We start from the raw sequence: 17,145 nt of genomic DNA, 5'->3' as shown, positions 1-17,145 counted from the left end.
GCCTTCCGCTCCAATCAAAAGGGTTCTTTAACAAAGCCAATAATAAAAAGAAAAAACCAGCTCATGAAAGAGCTGGCGAGAAAGACCCAATTATGAAAGCCGCATTTGCCGTACCTCATATAAGAAAGTTTTAAACCACCACTCCTCAAAGTGGGTGTTCGCAGAAGCTTTTCTGCATGTCCTCCCTGTCGTATAGACGGAGGCTTGTCATTCCGGCTTCGATATTAAAACTCCCTGTTACAGCTTAAAGGTTAAAACTTTATTATCACTACGAACAACGCAGCCTGTATTTGTATATTACATCAATTTATCCATAGTTGCAATGTTAATTACACCCAAATTTGCTAATTGGCTCTATTAAAACTAATTTGTACTTTGTGTCTATTGCTTACAGACTCTTATTTAATAATCTGCAATTCTTTCGGGAATTTTGTTAACGTTATTGCTCCGTCCGCGGTAATATAGATATCATCCTCAATACGCACGCCGGCAACGTTTGGTACATAGATACCTGGTTCGATTGTGTAAACCATTCCTTCTTGGATAACAAGTTGATTGGTTTCAGTAAGAGACGGATACTCATGAATACTAATTCCTAAACCATGACCTAGGCGATGTGGAAAATATTCACCGTATCCGGCATCACTAATGATTTTTCGGGCAGTGAGGTCTACTTCCGCAGCAGTAGCTCCAGGCTTACTTGCCTCAACTGCAGCTAATTGTGCTTTTAAGACAGTATCGTAAATATCTTTTTGTTTGTCGCTGATGTCACCGTATGCCACTGTTCTGGTAATGTCAGAGCAATAACGATCCACCACTACCCCTAAGTCAAATAACACCAAGTCGCCCTTTTGAATTTTGGTTTGTCCTGGATTGCCGTGTGGAGAAGCTGCATTAGCGCCGGTTAAAACCATTGTAGCAAAGGACATTTCTGTCACGCCCTTTTGTTTGAGGGCATATTCTAGGGCATTTAGGACATCAAGCTCTGTTTTCCCTTCCTTAATTTCGCTGCAGCCGTACTGCACTGCATAATCAGCCAAAGCACAGGCCTCTTCAATTATTTTTACTTCCTTTGCATCTTTAATCATACGAAGCTGGCGCAATTTCTCTTCGGCTGAGAAGAAGGCAGCCTTCGAAAATAGCTGTAAAAGATGTTCATAGCGTTCCACATTCATATGCTCTTTTTCAATGGCCACCTTGGCGACATGTTGAACGCGCTTTTGTAGCGATTTGGCGATTAACTCCCATGGGTTATCGATGTCACTAAAGCCGATGACTTCATGTTCCCAGCCGGAACGTTTGGCATCGTGGATTTCCATCGCCGGGCAAACTAAAAAGGGCTCAGCCTCTTGAAATACCACAAGGGCAAGCAAGCGTTCATGAGGGTTGGTAAAGTAACCGCTTAAGTAGAAAACATTTTCTGAAGAGGTAAGGAAGCTCACTTCAATATCATTATCTTTCATCCATGTTTGGAGCTTTTCCAATCGTTGATTCATTTTTTCTTCCCCCTATAAATAAGGCCCAAGTTTAACAGAGCCAAAAATAAAATCCAATTAGAGAGTACCAATATCGGTAGAAAAAGTAAACTATCAGAGTAGGCATGCATTAAATCAGAATAATTATGGGTATAACAGAGGAAGGAATTCATGATTGTAAATGGAACTAAATATATATATCCATTGAAAGGAGAATGACAATGAGAATTTCTTATCATGGACACTCTTTTGTTCAAATTCAGTCTAATGGAAAGACAATCTTAATTGATCCATTTATTAAAGGAAATAGCTTAACTGATTTAAAAGTGGATGAGGTGAAGCCTGATGTGATTATTCTTTCACATGCTCACAATGACCATGTCGGGGATACAGTGGAGTTGGCTAAAAAAAATAATGCGCTTGTTGTGGCCAATTACGAGATTGCTACTTATTTAGGCTGGCAGGGAATCAGAACACATGGGTTACATATTGGCGGTTCCCGTCAATTTGACTTTGGCAAGGTAAAATTAACTTTGGCGTTCCATGGGTCAAGCTTCGAAAAGGAGAATGAACTTGTTTATGGCGGGATGCCTGCCGGAATTTTGTATATGAATGAGGGTAAAACGGTTTATCATGCCGGGGATACAGGATTGTTTTCTGATATGAAGTTAATCGGTGAGCGTCATCCGATTGATGTGGCATTTCTGCCGATTGGAGACAATTTCACGATGGGACCTGAAGATGCGGCTTATGCGGCACAATTACTACAGGCAAAAATAGTCATCCCGATACATTATAATACGTTCCCTCCTATTAAACAGGATCCTCAAGAATTTATTCAAATGCTGGAAGAACAGAACGGAAAAGTGATGAACCCTGGAGATATCATGGAAATTTAAATAAGGATAGGCAAATATCATACTTTTTTTCCTTCCAGAAGCATAAAGATGAAACAAGCAGTCTTAAAAGGGAGGAATTCTTGTTGAAGAAAAATAGGTATTTGCTTTGTCTGCTGCTCTGTGGTTTTATGTTATATTTCGCATTACCAAGGCTTTCCATTCATGCTGAAGGCGCTCCTGGGATTTTTTCGATTGCTTGGCTTGCCTTTGCATTAATGGTTATTGCGGGGAATCTTACAGCTCTGCTTTATTCGCCAAAAAAGCAAGTTCGCAAGCTTCAGATAGAGTCTGGAAAGAAGAAAACACGATCTTATCTTTGAGAATAATTGAACAAAGTGAGAAACCGCATTGAATCAAGACTTTTTTCACCTTATAATGAAATTTAGAACATTCTGGTTACCGGATGGGCTGGAATTCAATTAAAAAGGGTGAAGGTCTTGGCTACAAAACATGAACAAATTTTACAATATATTGATGAGCTTCCGATTGGAGAAAAAATATCAGTCAGACAAATCGCCAAGGCGATGAATGTAAGTGAAGGCACGGCCTATCGTGCGATTAAAGAAGCTGAAAATAAAGGATATGTCAGTACAATTGAGCGTGTAGGAACGATTAGGATTGAACGCAAGAAAAAGGAGAATATTGAAAAGCTTACCTTTGCGGAAGTCGTAAATATCGTTGACGGACAGGTATTAGGTGGAAGAACCGGTTTGCATAAAACCCTCAATAAATTTGTCATTGGTGCGATGAAGCTAGAGGCGATGATGCGTTACACTGAGGCCGGCAACCTATTAATTGTAGGGAATCGGACGCAGGCCCATGAACTGGCTTTAAAAGCCGGTGCCGCTGTTTTAATTACAGGTGGGTTTGATACAGAAGATCATGTAAAGCGAATTGCTGATCAGTTAGAATTGCCGATTATTTCTACTAGCTATGATACATTTACTGTTGCAACGATGATTAACCGTGCCATCTATGACCAATTAATAAAAAAGGAAATTATTTTAGTAGAGGATATTTTAACGCCTATTTCGGACACTTTTTTTCTTAAAACAAATGAAAAGGTCTCTCGCTGGCATGAGCTAAATCAACAAACCACACACAGCCGTTATCCTGTTGTGGATCAAAACATGAAGATTCAAGGTATGGTGACAAGCAAGGATGTTTTGGGTCAGGATTTAGATGCTTCCATTGATAAAATCATGACCAAACAGCCCATGACAGTTACGGGGAAAACAAGTGTTGCTTCAACCGCTCATACCATGGTATGGGAAGGGATTGAAGTTCTTCCTGTTGCTGATGATTCCAACCGTCTTGAAGGAATTATCAGCCGTCAAGATGTGTTAAAAGCACTACAAATGAATCAACGTCAGCCTCAAGTGGGGGAGACATTGGATGATATTGTGACGAATCAAATGGTTTTGATGCAGGGCCGAGCAAAGGGAGAAGATGTCTTCACTCTTGAGGTAACTCCGCAAATGACCAATCATCTTGGCACCATTTCCTACGGTGTTTTTACGACGATTGTTTCAGATGCTGCTAACCGGGTATTGCGCAGTTACAAAAAAGGCGACTTAGTGGTCGAAAGTATGTCCATCTATTTTATTAAACCAGTCCAAATGGAAAGTTCTCTGGAAATTTATCCAAGAATTCTTGAAGTAGGGAGAAAATTTGGTAAAGTGGATGTAGAAGTATTTAATGATGGAGTTTTAGNNATGATGACTTGCCAATTGATTGACAGGACTTAAACGTAAATGAACCCATCAAAAAAGCCGCTTCAAATCGTAGGAGCGGCTATGTTTCATTTTGTGCATTGACCATTTCTGCTTCCTCAATGGCAAATGGCAGGTAGTGTTTATATTTTTTATAGCCAATCCAGCTGAAAATACCTCCATAAATAATAAACAGACCTGCAATTAAATAGTTAGAGATTGTTTCGGCAATGTTGAAAAAATAATTGACTCCAAAAAAGAAGACAAACAGTCCTAGAGCAATATTAGATTTTGCCGAAAGCCATTTCTTTTCAACAGGAAACTTGCTTCGAATGTATTTTGTTTTATAAAATATATAGAAGGCAAGAGCAAATCCAATTAACAACACAAAAATAGGCATAATTTGTTCCTCCAGTTTAAAAAATCATTATTATTTTACCGTGAATATAAAGAAAATGCCACTATTGGCTTTAGGAAAGAAGGTTAGGAGAAATACATATGAAAGAACAAATCTTAGAAACCATTAAAAAGTATGAAACCATTATCGTCCATCGTCATGTTCGTCCTGATCCCGATGCATACGGTTCCCAATGTGGGTTAGTAGAAATTTTAAAAGCATCCTATCCTGAAAAACAGATTTATGCTGTTGGAAAAGATGAACCAACCCTACATTATATGCGGATGCTTGACCAAATTTCTGATGAGGTTTATAAGGGTGCTTTAGTCATTGTTTGTGACACAGCGAATGCAGCTAGAATATGTGACGAGCGTTTTTCACTTGGTGATAAGTTAATTAAAATTGATCATCACCCAAATGAGGATCCGTATGGAGATTTATTGTGGGTGGACACAAGTGCCAGCTCATGCAGTGAAATGATTTATGAATTTTATCAGTATGGCAAGGATAAGGGATTAAAGCTAAATGATGAGGCAGCAAGATTAATTTTTGCTGGGATTGTGGGGGATACGGGAAGATTTCTGTTCCCGAGCACAACGGATAAAACTTTTGCTTATGCCGGCGAGTTAATACACTACAATTTTTCCCGTCCAGAATTGTTTGATAAAATGTACGAGCTTGATCCCAATATCATCAAATTAAATGGCTATATCCTGCAAAATTTCGTGATGCAGGATAACGGGGTTGCTTCGGTTCGATTAACAAAAGAATTACTTCAAGAGTATAACGTTAGGCCATCTGAGGCTTCTCTTTTGATTGGTGATCTAGGTAATGTAAAAGGGATAAAGGCTTGGGTCTTTTTCATCGAGGAGCATGACCAAATTAGAGTTCGATTGCGCTCCAAAGGACCGGTGATCAATGGCATTGCAAAAAAATTCAATGGTGGCGGTCATCCGCTTGCTTCAGGAGCCTCCATCTATACCTGGGATGAAGTTGAGGATGTCCTTAAGGAATTAAATGTTGTTTGTCAATAAGTGTTAGAATGAGAAAACGGCCGATTGGCGGCCGTTTCTCATTCATCAAATTGAATTTCAAGATTGATCGTCAAGGTTGTATAAATGATCATCTCCTTGACTTTCAGTTTGTAGCGCTTTTCATTAATTTTAATCGGCTTATTTTCAACCATTTTCTTAATGAGATCTTTACTTTTCGAAACGGTCTCCAAATCTTTGGCCAACATTACACTTAGGTCATCTTTAACCAAATCCTCGGTTTGAAAAACACTAAAGTCATCCAATTTATATCTTTCCCAGTTAATGATCCTAATGTTTATTTTTTGAACGGTTAATTTATCTATATTTTCTTTGTTAAGCCTTTCATAATCTTCCTGCCAAATTTTTTTTTCATTTTCCAGGTCATTTATTTCCTTTTGCTGGCTCTGGATTAACTTTGAGCTTTCCTCCTGCCAGACACCATGAATATATAAAAAAATGCACCAGCTGATTGCCCCGCCAATGGCCATTCCGGAAAAGAACCGTTGCCATGTCGGATTTCGATAATAGGGCGGAATTCTCATGATGAAATATGCTCCTGTGTTAGCCAATTGATAATCAGTGCTCCTGTTTGGGCTCCGCCTAGTGCAGAGAGAATCAGTAAAAACTGTTTAAATAGATCTCTTGTATCTGCGTTGAATAACCCGCGCTCAAAGGTATAAACAGTATCAAAGGTTCCACCAATAGCTGCTACGATTCCCCAAATCCGTAGAGCAGACGATAATCGATAAACCGTTGTCAACGGTGGCTGGCCTGTAATAAACGAGGCGATACCGCCAATTAATGCTCCCCCTAGCACAACACCTAATGCAATAAAATAACTTTCAATAAAAGCGGGAAAAAAACCGATCTCCTTCATGTCAAAACCGCCGCCCCTGTACAGATTAAAATCCTGTTTCATTTCATTATATGGACAAGCAAAAACAAATATGTTACGGAAAAAACAGAACATATTTTCTTTTTTTTACTAGAAGCTCTATAATATAAAAGAATATAGAAATAAGGGTGTGACGAAATGTCTTTTATTCACCTTCATGTATATAGTGCTTATAGTTTATTATCCAGCACAGCTTCAGTGGCTGATTTAGTAAAGAATGCCGTTAACAAAGGGTTCAAGGCTCTTGCTCTAACGGATCGGAATGTAATGTATGGAACCGTAGAGTTTTACAAGCTGTGTAAGAAGTATCAGATTAAACCCATTATCGGTTTAACCGTAGATGTTGTAGGAAGCAAAACGGAACAAGACGCATTTCCGTTAGTTCTACTAGCTGAAAATGACAACGGTTTTAGGAATCTGTTGAAAATATCTTCAACCGTTCAGACAAAAGCTCAAAATGGAATTCCTCTAAAATGGCTAAAACATTATTCAGATGGGCTGATTGCGATCACCCCAGGCTTAGAAGGGGAAATCGAGCAATCTTTGCTTTCGGGAGATCGTGAGTTTGCATTAAATATCATGCAAAAACTAAACCGAATTTTTGGGAACGGTCGTTTTTTTCTGTCATTGCAGAACCATCTGATTGAGGAAGAAGCAATACTTAGGAAAGAACTACTCGCTCTATCAGAAGAATTCAATATCCCGGTTGTTGCCACAAACAGAGTTCATTATTTGGAGCAGGATGATACATTTGCCCAAGAATGTTTACTTGCGATTAAAAATGGAGACAAGCTGCAGGACGACCATCGTGAACAATTGGGAAGTGATCAGTTCTATTTAAAAACTGCGGCTGAAATGGTGGATTCTTTTTCTGAGATCCCGCAAGCACTTGAGAATACACTCTTAATTGCCCAAAAATGTCATGTGAATATGGAGTTAAACAAAACATTCCTGCCTTCCTATCCAACTGAACATCATATTCCCGCAGATGAATACCTTGAGCAACTGTGCATAAAAGGATTAAGCGAACGGTTTTCCTCACCGGCCCCCAAGTATATGGACCGATTAACGTATGAATTATCGGTTATTAAACGAATGCAATTTAGCAATTATTTTTTAATCGTCTGGGATTTTATGAATTATGCTCGGGAAAGTGGGATTTTAACAGGGCCTGGAAGAGGTTCAGCAGCTGGTTCACTTGTTGCCTACACTTTATTTATTACAGATGTTGACCCTTTGAAACATGATCTTTTATTTGAGCGGTTCCTCAATCCCGAAAGGATTTCCATGCCCGATATCGACATCGATTTTCCTGATGTCCGTAGGGATGAAGTGATTGAATATGTAGCAAATAAATATGGTGAACTCCATGTCGCACAAATTGTTACATTCGGTACTATGGCAGCTAAAGCTGCTCTTAGAGATGTGGGCCGTGTATTTGGATTAAATACAAAGGAACTAGATTACTTATCGAAATTGGTACCTGCTCATTTAGGGGTTAATCTTACAGACGCATATAATCAATCTGAGGGTTTTAGAAATTATGTAAATGAAACTCCGCTAAATCAAAGGCTATATAAAACGGCATTAAAACTGGAGGGGTTACCACGTCATACTTCCACCCATGCTGCGGGGGTTGTCTTGAGTGAGAAGCCCCTAATCGATCTAATTCCCATTCAGAATGGATCAAATCATATTTATTTAACACAATATTCAATGGAATACCTCGAAGAAATTGGTCTTTTGAAAATGGACTTTCTTGGCTTGAGGAATCTCACCTTGCTGGAGTCTGTTTTGACCACCATTTCTCGAAATACGGGCCGAAAAGTCGAGATCCGCTCTATTCCATTAGATGACGTCAAGACCTTTGAATTGTTGGCAAGAGGAGAAACAACCGGAATCTTTCAGTTAGAGTCAGATGGAATGCGAAAAGTCCTCGTCCGTCTTAAGCCATCCCGTTTTGAAGATATTGTGGCAGTTAATGCCCTGTATCGGCCGGGTCCAATGGAAAATATCCCTCTGTTCATTGATCGAAAGCATGGTAAGCAAACGGTAGAATACCTACATCCTGATTTAAAGCCCATCCTCGAAAATACTTACGGTGTCATTGTTTATCAAGAGCAAATCATGCAGATTGCCTCAAAGATTGCCGGATTTTCTCTTGGGGAAGCAGACTTGTTAAGAAGAGCCGTTGGGAAAAAGAAAAAAGAGGCACTTGATCAAGAACGCCATCATTTTGTGCAAGGCGCCATAAAAAATGGGTATGCTCAAACATTGGCAAATGATTTATATGACTTAATTGTCCGATTCGCCAATTATGGATTTAATAGAAGCCATGCAGTAGCCTATAGTATGATTGCCTACCAGCTGGCTTATTTAAAAGCGAATTATCCGGTTTATTTCATGGCAGGACTTCTCACTTCGGCCATCGGAAATGAAACAAAAATTGCCCAATATATAATGGAAGCAAAACAAAAAGAAATAACTATTTTGCCACCATCGATTAATCATAGCGGTTTTGCTTTTCAAGTGGAAAAGGGGGGGATCCGCTACAGTTTGGCAGCAATTAGGAGTGTTGGGGCCGCTGCGTTGAAAGAAATTTTTCAAGCAAGAAAAGCGAAACGTTTCTCAGATTTATTCGATTTGTGTATCCGCGTTTCTTCAAAGGCGGTTAATCGAAAAACATTGGAGTCTTTAGTTCATTCCGGCAGCTTTGATGAGTTTGGAGAGGATCGTGCTGTTCTTCTGGCCAGTTTGGATGTTGCCATCGAACATGCGCAAATTTTTAAACCGGATGATGATGCTCAAATTGATTTTTTCGAAGACATGATTCCAAAACCAAAATATGTTCATGTGGATTCGATCAGCCAAGAATTAAAACTTTCCTTTGAAAAAGAGGTCCTTGGCATGTATCTGTCCAGTCATCCGATTTCAATTTACGCAAAAGAGCTTAAGCAAGGCGGGGCTCTTTTGCTCTATGATTTTAAAAATAGTAATGTAAAACAGGAAGCAGGCATTTATATTTCTTCCAAAAAAACGATTAGAACGAAAAAGGGTGATCTAATGGCCTTTCTAACCGTAAGTGATTCGACAGGAGAAATGGAAGCTGTCGCTTTTCCGGAAGTATATAAACGATACTCGCTGCTCCTTGAGCAAGGTAGCTTTGTAGTTATTTCAGGGAAATTGGAAGAGCGCGATGGGAAAAGCCAATTAATTATCAAACATGCAGTAGATATGGAACAATGGCTAAAGGTAAAAAAACAGCCAGTATTATATCTGAAACTTACCGAGAAACACCAGGATGACTCAACTCTTCATCAATTAAATATAATCCTAGATCAAAATAAGGGAGAGGCTGGAGTAGTGTTGCACTTTGAAGTTACTCGGAAAACGGTGAGATTGGCCAAAGAAAAAAATATTAATCCAACCCCCGAATTGCTTCAAAGTTTGAAAAATTTTCTTGGGGCAAACAATGTCGTCTTAAAAGATTAATTCTTTACAACTTCTAAAGATATGTTATAGTGGTAAAAGAGACGAGTGTGGTCTGACCACCACAGCTGGAATAATGTATGTTTATATTCTTTTGGCCGATAGAAAAGTATTAACTTTCCTATTAGGCATAAAGACAACTACGCCTCTGTCTTCGCCTGTTAGGCTCGCCAGTCGCTAGTTTTCTTTATAATCATATAAGGGGTGACATTTCTTGACTTTGAGGGAAGAAGCATTACATATGCATCGGATTAATAAAGGAAAGTTAGAGTCAAAATCGAAAGTGCCGGTTAGCAACGCGCATGATCTGAGCCTTGCCTATTCACCAGGTGTTGCAGAACCATGTAAAGATATCTATGAGAAGCCGGAAACCGTTTATGAATATACCATGAAAGGGAATATGGTTGCCGTGGTATCAGATGGGACTGCAGTTCTTGGGTTGGGTAATATTGGACCCGAAGCAGCACTTCCGGTAATGGAAGGAAAAGCTGTTTTATTTAAAAGCTTTGCGGGAGTCGATGCATTTCCAATTTGTTTAAATACAACAGATGTTGAAAAAATTATTGAAACCGTTAAACTATTGGAACCAACCTTTGGTGGAGTTAACCTTGAAGATATTGCAGCACCAAATTGCTTTGTCATTGAAGAAAGATTGAAAAAGGAAACAAGCATCCCGATTTTTCACGACGACCAGCATGGTACAGCCATTGTAACAGTTGCCGGTTTAGTAAATGCGCTTAAGCTTGTTGGTAAAAAAATAACGGAAATCAAAGTAGTTGCCAACGGTGCGGGGGCAGCTGGAATTGCCATTATTAAATTACTATACAGCTATGGGGTAAGAGATATCATTATGTGTGATACAAAGGGAGCCATTTATGAGGGGCGCCCTCATGGAATGAATGCTGTTAAGGCAGAAGTGGCTAAGTATACAAATCGTGATAATCTTACAGGAAGTTTACAGGATGTTATCAAGGGCGCGGATGTCTTTATTGGGGTTTCTGTAGCGGGAGCTCTGACTAAGGAAATGGTTGCGTCAATGAATCCTGATGCCATTATCTTTGCGATGGCTAATCCAGTACCAGAGATTATGCCGGATGAAGCGAAAGCTGCAGGTGCAAAAGTTGTAGGTACGGGAAGATCGGATTTCCCTAACCAAGTTAACAATGTTCTAGCATTCCCGGGAATCTTCCGTGGGGCGCTTGATGTTAGGGCAACACATATCAATGAAAAAATGAAAATTGCTGCCGTTGAAGCAATTGCAAGTTTAATTAGTGAAGATGAACTAAATCCTGACTATGTTATTCCGGGACCGTTCGACCCGAGAGTAGCTCCAAATGTAGCAGCAGGCGTGGCTAAAACCGCAATGGAAACCGGAGTAGCCCGTATTAAAGTGGATCCAGAAGAGATAAAGGAAAAAACAAAGAGACTCGCTCTAATTGGTAAAAGTGAGTGAAGCCATAGTGACGAACACAAAGGTTTACTTGGAAATAGTTAAACAACTAAGAACAATGATCACAGCGGATGGATTAAAAGCTGGAGATAAAATACCTTCTGAACGGGAATTGTCGGAGCGCCTGAATGTCGGGCGCTCTTCCGTTAGAGAAGCATTAAGAGCACTGGAACTGCTAGGGTTAATTGAGACACGGCGCGGGGAAGGTACCTTTATACGCGACTTTCAAGGCCACCAACTGGTACAATTACTTAGCACGTTTATATTGCAGGATGAAAGAGCAAAACGAGATGTGTTTGAAACAAAATACTTGATTGAGATTGACTGTCTCCGTCTTGCAGCCGATAAGTGTAACCAAAATCAAATGACTGAGATCGTAAAATGGTTTAACCAAACTGTCAACATTCATGACGATGATTTCTTTTTTCGAATTATCGAAATGGCAGATAACCATCTTTTCCTAAGGATTTGGACCATTTTAAAGGATTATTATAATTCTTTGCATTTTCATCCAGTTCAATATAAGCGAGAAGATTATCAGTCCTTGCTCATGGCTTTAACACAGAAAGATTCATCCCAGACTGTATTGGCATACAAGAAACTACGAAATTTGTCTTTTTTAATCGACAAGAACTAACAGATTTTGAAATAAATATGTTTTATATTGAAATTTGTACAAGCCTTGCATGATTGCATGAAAGGTTATTTATTTTTGGTAAAAGTGGTCTGACCACTAGAAACGAAGATAATTAAGTATGAAGATAATCGAAGATAGAAAGACTTCTGAATAGGAAAAAATGGAAGATATAATCATCTAAATGTATCGGACAAGGGAGGTTTATTTTTTGGCGCTGAAAGATCTCTTTGTAAAACCTAACACAAAAAAGAAAAAATATGCTGCCATCCCAACAGAAGCTGCAAAACATGATGTTCCTGAAGGAATTATGACAAAATGTCCTTCCTGCAAAAAAATAATGTATACGAAGGAACTGGCAAAAAACTTAATGGTATGCCTTCATTGTGGACATCATTTTCCAATGAATTCACAAGAGAGAATTGATAGTTTTATTGATGAAGGAAGTTTTCAGGAAATAAACGAAAATATGGTGTCCAAAAATCCGTTGAATTTCCCTGATTATTTGGAAAAACTAGAAAAAGATCGCCAAAAAAGTAATTTAAATGAGGCAATAGTAACAGGCTCAGGTGCTGTGAACGGCCATAAGGTTGTTGTAGCCATTATGGATTCATCGTTTCGTATGGGAAGCATGGGCTCCGTTGTTGGTGAAAAGATCACTCTAGCCATTGAGAAAGCGGATGAGATGTCTGTTCCCTTTATCATTTTTACAGCATCCGGCGGTGCCAGAATGCAAGAAGGTGCGCTTAGTTTAATGCAAATGGCGAAAACAAGTGTGGCACTGAAAAGATTTAGTGAGCATGGAGGGTTAATCATTTCGATCATGACCCACCCTACTACTGGCGGGGTTTCTGCAAGCTTCGCCTCGCTTGGTGACTATAATTTGGCAGAGCCAGGTGCACTAATTGGTTTTGCAGGCAGAAGGGTTATTGAACAATCCATTCGTGAAAAGTTACCAGAAGACTTCCAGACATCTGAGTTTTTATTAAAACACGGTCAGCTGGATGCCATCATCCCACGCTTGGAATTGGTGGAACAAATAACAAATATCCTTGATATCCATCAGCCAGGGGGTGAACCTACATGGTAGGAGAACTGGAATTTGAACGCCCAATTGTGGAATTGAAACAAAAAATTTCAGAGTTAAAAGAGTTTACTAAGAGTGCTGATGTTGATTTAAGCTCTGAAATTAAAAAATTAGAGTTGCGTCTTGAAAAACTGGAACATGATATATATGAAAACATTAAACCTTGGGATCGAGTGCAAATTGCCCGTCTAGCTAACAGACCAACGACACTTGATTATATTTCCTATCTTTTTGATGGATTTTTTGAATGTCACGGTGATCGTACCTTTGCGGATGATGAAGCCATTGTCGGGGGAATTGCGAAATTTAAAGGAGTGCCGGTGACGGTCATTGGCCATCAGCGTGGTAAGGACACGAAAGAAAACATTCGCAGAAATTTCGGAATGCCACATCCGGAAGGATACAGAAAGGCCCTTCGTTTAATGAAACAGGCTGATAAATTTAACAGGCCGATCATTTGCTTTATTGATACCAAAGGGGCTTATCCAGGAAAGGCTGCGGAGGAACGGGGCCAAAGTGAGGCAATTGCCCGTAATTTATTTGAAATGGGTGGTCTGCGAGTTCCAGTAGTTTGTATTGTGATCGGAGAAGGGGGCAGTGGAGGAGCATTAGGACTAGGTGTTGGGAACCGAATCTATATGCTTGAAAACTCCACTTATTCAGTTATTTCTCCTGAAGGAGCTGCTGCAATTTTATGGAAGGATTCTTCTCTTGCTAAAAACGCAGCTGAATCCATGAAAATAACCGCGCCTGATCTTAAACAATTAGGTGTCATCGATGACATTATCCCTGAAATTAAGGGTGGGGCACATAAGGACGTTAAAAAGCAGTCCGAAGAGATTGAAAAGATATTAGTAAAGTCTTTAAAAGAGCTTGTAAAATTGTCAGAAGAAGAATTGATTGAGGACCGCTATAATCGCTTCCGAACGATTGGAGAGTTTGGCTTTTTAAAGGACTATATTGGAGCTAAATAGGGGACGTGCTCAGTGAGCACGTTTTCCTTTTTATAGAATGTTGATTTTGTTCATGAATTTGTAAATATTTTTTCACCAAATAGATAATGATAACGTATTCATTCAAAAATAAAACGGTTCCAATTAATTAACTATTTCGTCTATTTTAATTAACTCCATGGAACAGTTGTTATCAACATTTCTTCGTGATATTTTATAAATATTCACGTGTATTATGCTCATAATAAATAGAGGGAAATCTGTTTTATCGATGACCTTCTTGTGAACTTTTTACATAAGATTTTATTTTATTACAGAGGTGACGGTCATGAAAAAAATTGGGGTACTTACGAGCGGCGGAGATTCACCTGGTATGAATCCAGCCATCCGGGCGGTTGTCCGAAAAGCAATTTTTCATAATGTCGAAGTATATGGTGTCTATGGCGGATATGCCGGCCTTATTGCCGGTAAAATAAAAAAACTTGAACTTGGTTCTGTTGGTGATATTATTCATCGAGGAGGCACAATGCTTCAGTCTGCGCGTTGTCCTGAATTTAGAACATTAGAAGGTCAGCTAAAGGGAATTGAACAACTTAAAGCACATGGGATCGAAGGTCTTGTTGTGATCGGCGGCGACGGTTCTTATATGGGGGCTAAAGCCTTAACTGAACATGGCTATCCATGTGTAGGAGTGCCAGGAACAATTGACAACGATATTCCTGGAACAGATATGACGATCGGCTTTGATACTGCATTAAATACAGTTATTGACGCAATTGATAAGATTCGTGATACAGCGACTTCCCACGAAAGAACATTTGTTATTGAAGTTATGGGCCGAGATGCTGGTGATATTGCATTGTGGGCTGGATTAGCTGGGGGTGCCGAAACAATCTTAATCCCTGAAGAAGGCTATGATATGAATGAGATTGCTGACAGACTGCGTAAAGGTCAAGAACGCGGTAAAAAGCACAGTATCATTGTCGTTGCGGAAGGCGTCTGCAGTGGCGTAGAGTTTGCTAAACAATTGAAAGAATTAACTAACTTTGATACAAGGGTTTCAGTATTAGGTCACATTCAACGCGGCGGTTCTCCAACAGTTCAGGATCGTGTACTTGCAAGCAGATTGGGTGCAAGAGCGGTTGAACTGCTAATCGAGGGTAAAGGCGGCCGTGCTGTTGGTATTGAAAATAACAAGATGGTTGATTATGATATCATCGAAGCGTTAGGAAGAAAACATAAACTAGATATGGACCTTTTCAAACTTTCTAAAGAATTATCGATTTAATAGGTGACCCATAGGAGGCTATACAGAATGTTGCGTAAAACAAAAATCGTTTGTACGATTGGCCCAGCAAGTGAAAGCGTAGAAAAACTAACACAATTAATTAATTCGGGCATGAACGTATCTCGTTTGAATTTTTCTCATGGAAACTTTGAAGAACATGGAATGCGAATCAAAAATATTCGTGAAGCTGCAAGAGCTACAAATAAAACTGTTGCAATCCTGCTTGATACAAAAGGTCCAGAAATTCGTACGAATAATATGCAAAATGGGGCAATTGAATTAATAGCTGGCGAAAATATTATCGTATCCATGACTGAAGTGGAAGGGACAACTGAGAAATTCTCTGTTACATATACTGAATTAATTGAAGATGTTCATGTTGGCTCCCGGATTTTACTCGATGATGGTCTCATTGGTCTTGAAGTGTTGAAAATTGACCGCGACGCGAAAGAGATTCATACGAAAATCTTAAACAGCGGAACATTAAAAAATAAAAAGGGCGTTAACGTACCTGGAGTTTCCGTCAATTTACCAGGCATTACTGAAAAGGATAAACAAGACATTCTTTTCGGGATTGAGCAGGGAGTCGACTTTATTGCAGCATCTTTTGTACGTCGTGCCAAAGATGTTTTGGAAATTCGTCAGCTATTGGAAGAAAATAATGCAGCGCATATCCACATTATTCCTAAAATTGAAAACCAAGAAGGCGTGGATAATATAGATGAAATCCTTGAGGTTTCCGATGGGTTGATGGTTGCTCGTGGTGACCTTGGGGTAGAAATTCCCGCCGAGGAAGTTCCACTTGTCCAAAAAATGCTGATTAAAAAATGTAATGCATTAGGAAAACCAGTTATTACAGCTACCCAAATGCTTGATTCCATGCAGAGAAATCCAAGACCAACACGAGCAGAGGCAAGTGACGTAGCCAATGCCATTTTTGATGGTACGGATGCTATTATGCTTTCCGGTGAAACTGCTGCCGGTCAATACCCTGTTGAAGCTGTGCAGACAATGCATAATATTGCTTCCAGAGCAGAATCAGCATTAAATCACAAAGAAATCTTATCAAGACGAAGCAAGGATACCGAGCATAATGTAACAGATGCTATTGGTCAGTCTGTAGCCCATACTGCATTAAACCTTGAAGTGAAGTCGATTATTACACCAACTGAAAGTGGACATACTGCTCGAATGATTTCCAAGTACCGTCCAAAAGCTAATATTGTTGCTGTAACAGCGAATGAACATATCTGCCGTCGTCTTTCATTAGTTTGGGGTGTATACCCACAACTTGGAAAAGCTGCCACAACAACAGATGAAATGCTTGATATTGCTGTTGAGGAAAGCTTAAATAGTGGTATTGTTAAGCATGGTGATCTAGTTGTCATCACTGCTGGTGTTCCAGTAGGTGAGTCAGGAACAACTAATTTAATGAAGATCCATATTGTCGGTGATGTTATCACGAAAGGCCAAGGAATTGGCAGAAAATCTGCATTCGGTAAAGTTGTAATTGCCCATAATGCTGCCGAAGCCAACGAAAATGTAAAACCAGGCTCAATTTTAGTAACAATAGGCTCTGACCGCGAAATGGTTCCGGCCATTGAACAGTGTGCAGCCCTTATTACCGAAGAAGGCGGATTAACCAGCCATGCTGCTGTTGTAGGCCTAAACCTTGGCATTCCTGTCATTGTAGGAGTAGAAAATGCATTAAGTATCCTAAAATCAGGCCAAGAAGTCACAGTTGATGCCACAAGAGGTATAATCTATAACGGACACGCAAGTGTGCTTTAAATAAAGGCTATGTTAAAGAATAATGTTGATTTTAAACCCTG

The 17,145-nt window shown here is 39.5% G+C and carries 15 protein-coding genes and 1 other RNA gene; 11 read left to right on the top strand and 5 right to left on the bottom strand.

The window, feature by feature from the left end; all coding sequences use genetic code 11:
• Nucleotides 1-92: 92 nt before the first annotated feature.
• Nucleotides 93-289: non-coding RNA, 6S RNA (gene ssrS / locus V7083_RS10470), on the bottom strand.
• A gap of 109 nt (nt 290-398) precedes the next feature.
• Nucleotides 399-1,496 (bottom strand): M24 family metallopeptidase, encoded by a 1,098-nt coding sequence (locus V7083_RS10465; protein ID WP_335477469.1) that lies wholly within the window; start codon nt 1,494-1,496, stop codon nt 399-401.
• Between the two features lie 200 nt (nt 1,497-1,696).
• On the opposite strand from V7083_RS10465, the gene V7083_RS10460 reads away from it, so the two are divergent.
• The 3 genes from V7083_RS10460 (at nt 1,697) to V7083_RS10450 (ending at nt 4,122) form a co-directional block, all read left to right on the top strand.
• Nucleotides 1,697-2,374 carry a metal-dependent hydrolase gene (locus V7083_RS10460; RefSeq protein ID WP_335477468.1) on the top strand — a complete coding sequence of 226 codons (678 nt, stop codon included), beginning with the start codon at nt 1,697-1,699 and terminating at the stop codon, nt 2,372-2,374.
• An 83-nt stretch (nt 2,375-2,457) separates the two neighbouring features.
• Nucleotides 2,458-2,694, top strand: coding sequence for a hypothetical protein (locus tag V7083_RS10455; RefSeq protein WP_335477467.1), 237 nt, complete (start codon nt 2,458-2,460; stop codon nt 2,692-2,694).
• Nucleotides 2,695-2,811: 117 nt separating this feature from the next.
• A complete protein-coding gene (locus V7083_RS10450) occupies nt 2,812-4,122 on the top strand; it encodes a DRTGG domain-containing protein (RefSeq protein ID WP_335477466.1) in 1,311 nt (436 codons plus the stop codon).
• Between the two features lie 46 nt (nt 4,123-4,168).
• Here the strand turns inward: V7083_RS10450 and V7083_RS10445 are convergent, their stop codons facing one another.
• Nucleotides 4,169-4,486 (bottom strand): YtpI family protein, encoded by a 318-nt coding sequence (locus V7083_RS10445; protein ID WP_335477465.1) that lies wholly within the window; start codon nt 4,484-4,486, stop codon nt 4,169-4,171.
• A gap of 98 nt (nt 4,487-4,584) precedes the next feature.
• Here V7083_RS10445 and V7083_RS10440 point away from each other — a divergent pair, with 98 nt between their 5' ends.
• Nucleotides 4,585-5,517, top strand: coding sequence for a DHH family phosphoesterase (locus V7083_RS10440; RefSeq protein ID WP_335477464.1), 933 nt, complete (start codon nt 4,585-4,587; stop codon nt 5,515-5,517).
• Between the two features lie 38 nt (nt 5,518-5,555).
• On the opposite strand, the gene ytrI is transcribed toward V7083_RS10440, so the two are convergent.
• Together ytrI and V7083_RS10430 are read right to left on the bottom strand one after the other, a co-directional pair.
• Nucleotides 5,556-6,059 (bottom strand): sporulation membrane protein YtrI, encoded by a 504-nt coding sequence (gene ytrI, locus V7083_RS10435; RefSeq protein WP_335477463.1) that lies wholly within the window; start codon nt 6,057-6,059, stop codon nt 5,556-5,558.
• Nucleotides 6,056-6,394 (bottom strand): YtrH family sporulation protein, encoded by a 339-nt coding sequence (locus tag V7083_RS10430; RefSeq protein ID WP_335477462.1) that lies wholly within the window; start codon nt 6,392-6,394, stop codon nt 6,056-6,058. The genes ytrI and V7083_RS10430 overlap by 4 nt, the downstream gene beginning before the upstream one ends.
• Nucleotides 6,395-6,550: 156 nt before the next feature.
• On the opposite strand from V7083_RS10430, the gene dnaE reads away from it, so the two are divergent.
• The 7 genes from dnaE to pyk all read left to right on the top strand — a co-directional run bounded on the left by dnaE (nt 6,551) and on the right by pyk (nt 17,104).
• Entirely contained in the window at nt 6,551-9,904 is a 3,354-nt protein-coding gene (gene dnaE, locus V7083_RS10425) for a DNA polymerase III subunit alpha (protein WP_335477461.1), read from the top strand.
• 211 nt (nt 9,905-10,115) lie between these two features.
• Nucleotides 10,116-11,354: an NAD(P)-dependent malic enzyme gene (locus V7083_RS10420; protein ID WP_335477460.1), complete on the top strand. Its 1,239-nt coding sequence runs from the start codon at nt 10,116-10,118 to the stop codon at nt 11,352-11,354.
• A gap of 55 nt (nt 11,355-11,409) precedes the next feature.
• On the top strand, nt 11,410-11,988 hold the full coding sequence (locus V7083_RS10415; RefSeq protein ID WP_438823714.1) for a FadR/GntR family transcriptional regulator: 579 nt from the start codon (nt 11,410-11,412) through the stop codon (nt 11,986-11,988).
• Between the two features lie 181 nt (nt 11,989-12,169).
• Nucleotides 12,170-13,075, top strand: coding sequence for an acetyl-CoA carboxylase, carboxyltransferase subunit beta (gene accD, locus V7083_RS10410; protein ID WP_435555901.1), 906 nt, complete (start codon nt 12,170-12,172; stop codon nt 13,073-13,075).
• A complete protein-coding gene (gene accA, locus V7083_RS10405; RefSeq protein WP_335477458.1) occupies nt 13,069-14,046 on the top strand; it encodes an acetyl-CoA carboxylase carboxyl transferase subunit alpha in 978 nt (325 codons plus the stop codon). Before accD ends, accA begins: the two co-directional genes overlap by 7 nt.
• A gap of 307 nt (nt 14,047-14,353) precedes the next feature.
• Complete coding sequence (pfkA, locus tag V7083_RS10400) at nt 14,354-15,313, top strand: 6-phosphofructokinase (protein ID WP_335477457.1); 960 nt, start codon at nt 14,354-14,356, stop codon at nt 15,311-15,313.
• Nucleotides 15,314-15,343: 30 nt separating this feature from the next.
• The gene (gene pyk, locus V7083_RS10395; RefSeq protein WP_335477498.1) at nt 15,344-17,104 is read left to right on the top strand and encodes a pyruvate kinase; all 1,761 of its coding nucleotides are present in this window, start codon (nt 15,344-15,346) and stop codon (nt 17,102-17,104) included.
• The last annotated feature ends 41 nt before the right edge of the window (nt 17,105-17,145 follow it).

Source organism: Bacillus sp. JJ1764 (assembly GCF_036962145.1).
GTDB lineage: Bacteria > Bacillota > Bacilli > Bacillales > Cytobacillaceae > Neobacillus.
Note: the sequence above shows the minus strand (reverse complement) of the source record. Positions and strands in the feature narration are given on the sequence as shown.

Coding starts and splice junctions, on each gene's coding strand:
- pfkA (WP_335477457.1), top strand. CDS start 14,354: ATGAAAAAAATTGGGGTACTTACGAGCGGCGGAGATTCACCTGGTATG.
- dnaE (WP_335477461.1), top strand. CDS start 6,551: ATGTCTTTTATTCACCTTCATGTATATAGTGCTTATAGTTTATTATCC.
- accD (WP_435555901.1), top strand. CDS start 12,170: ATGTATCGGACAAGGGAGGTTTATTTTTTGGCGCTGAAAGATCTCTTT.
- accA (WP_335477458.1), top strand. CDS start 13,069: ATGGTAGGAGAACTGGAATTTGAACGCCCAATTGTGGAATTGAAACAA.
- ytrI (WP_335477463.1), bottom strand. CDS start 6,059: ATGAGAATTCCGCCCTATTATCGAAATCCGACATGGCAACGGTTCTTT.
- V7083_RS10445 (WP_335477465.1), bottom strand. CDS start 4,486: ATGCCTATTTTTGTGTTGTTAATTGGATTTGCTCTTGCCTTCTATATA.
- V7083_RS10415 (WP_438823714.1), top strand. CDS start 11,410: ATGATCACAGCGGATGGATTAAAAGCTGGAGATAAAATACCTTCTGAA.
- V7083_RS10460 (WP_335477468.1), top strand. CDS start 1,697: ATGAGAATTTCTTATCATGGACACTCTTTTGTTCAAATTCAGTCTAAT.
- V7083_RS10465 (WP_335477469.1), bottom strand. CDS start 1,496: ATGAATCAACGATTGGAAAAGCTCCAAACATGGATGAAAGATAATGAT.
- V7083_RS10440 (WP_335477464.1), top strand. CDS start 4,585: ATGAAAGAACAAATCTTAGAAACCATTAAAAAGTATGAAACCATTATC.
- V7083_RS10430 (WP_335477462.1), bottom strand. CDS start 6,394: ATGAAGGAGATCGGTTTTTTTCCCGCTTTTATTGAAAGTTATTTTATT.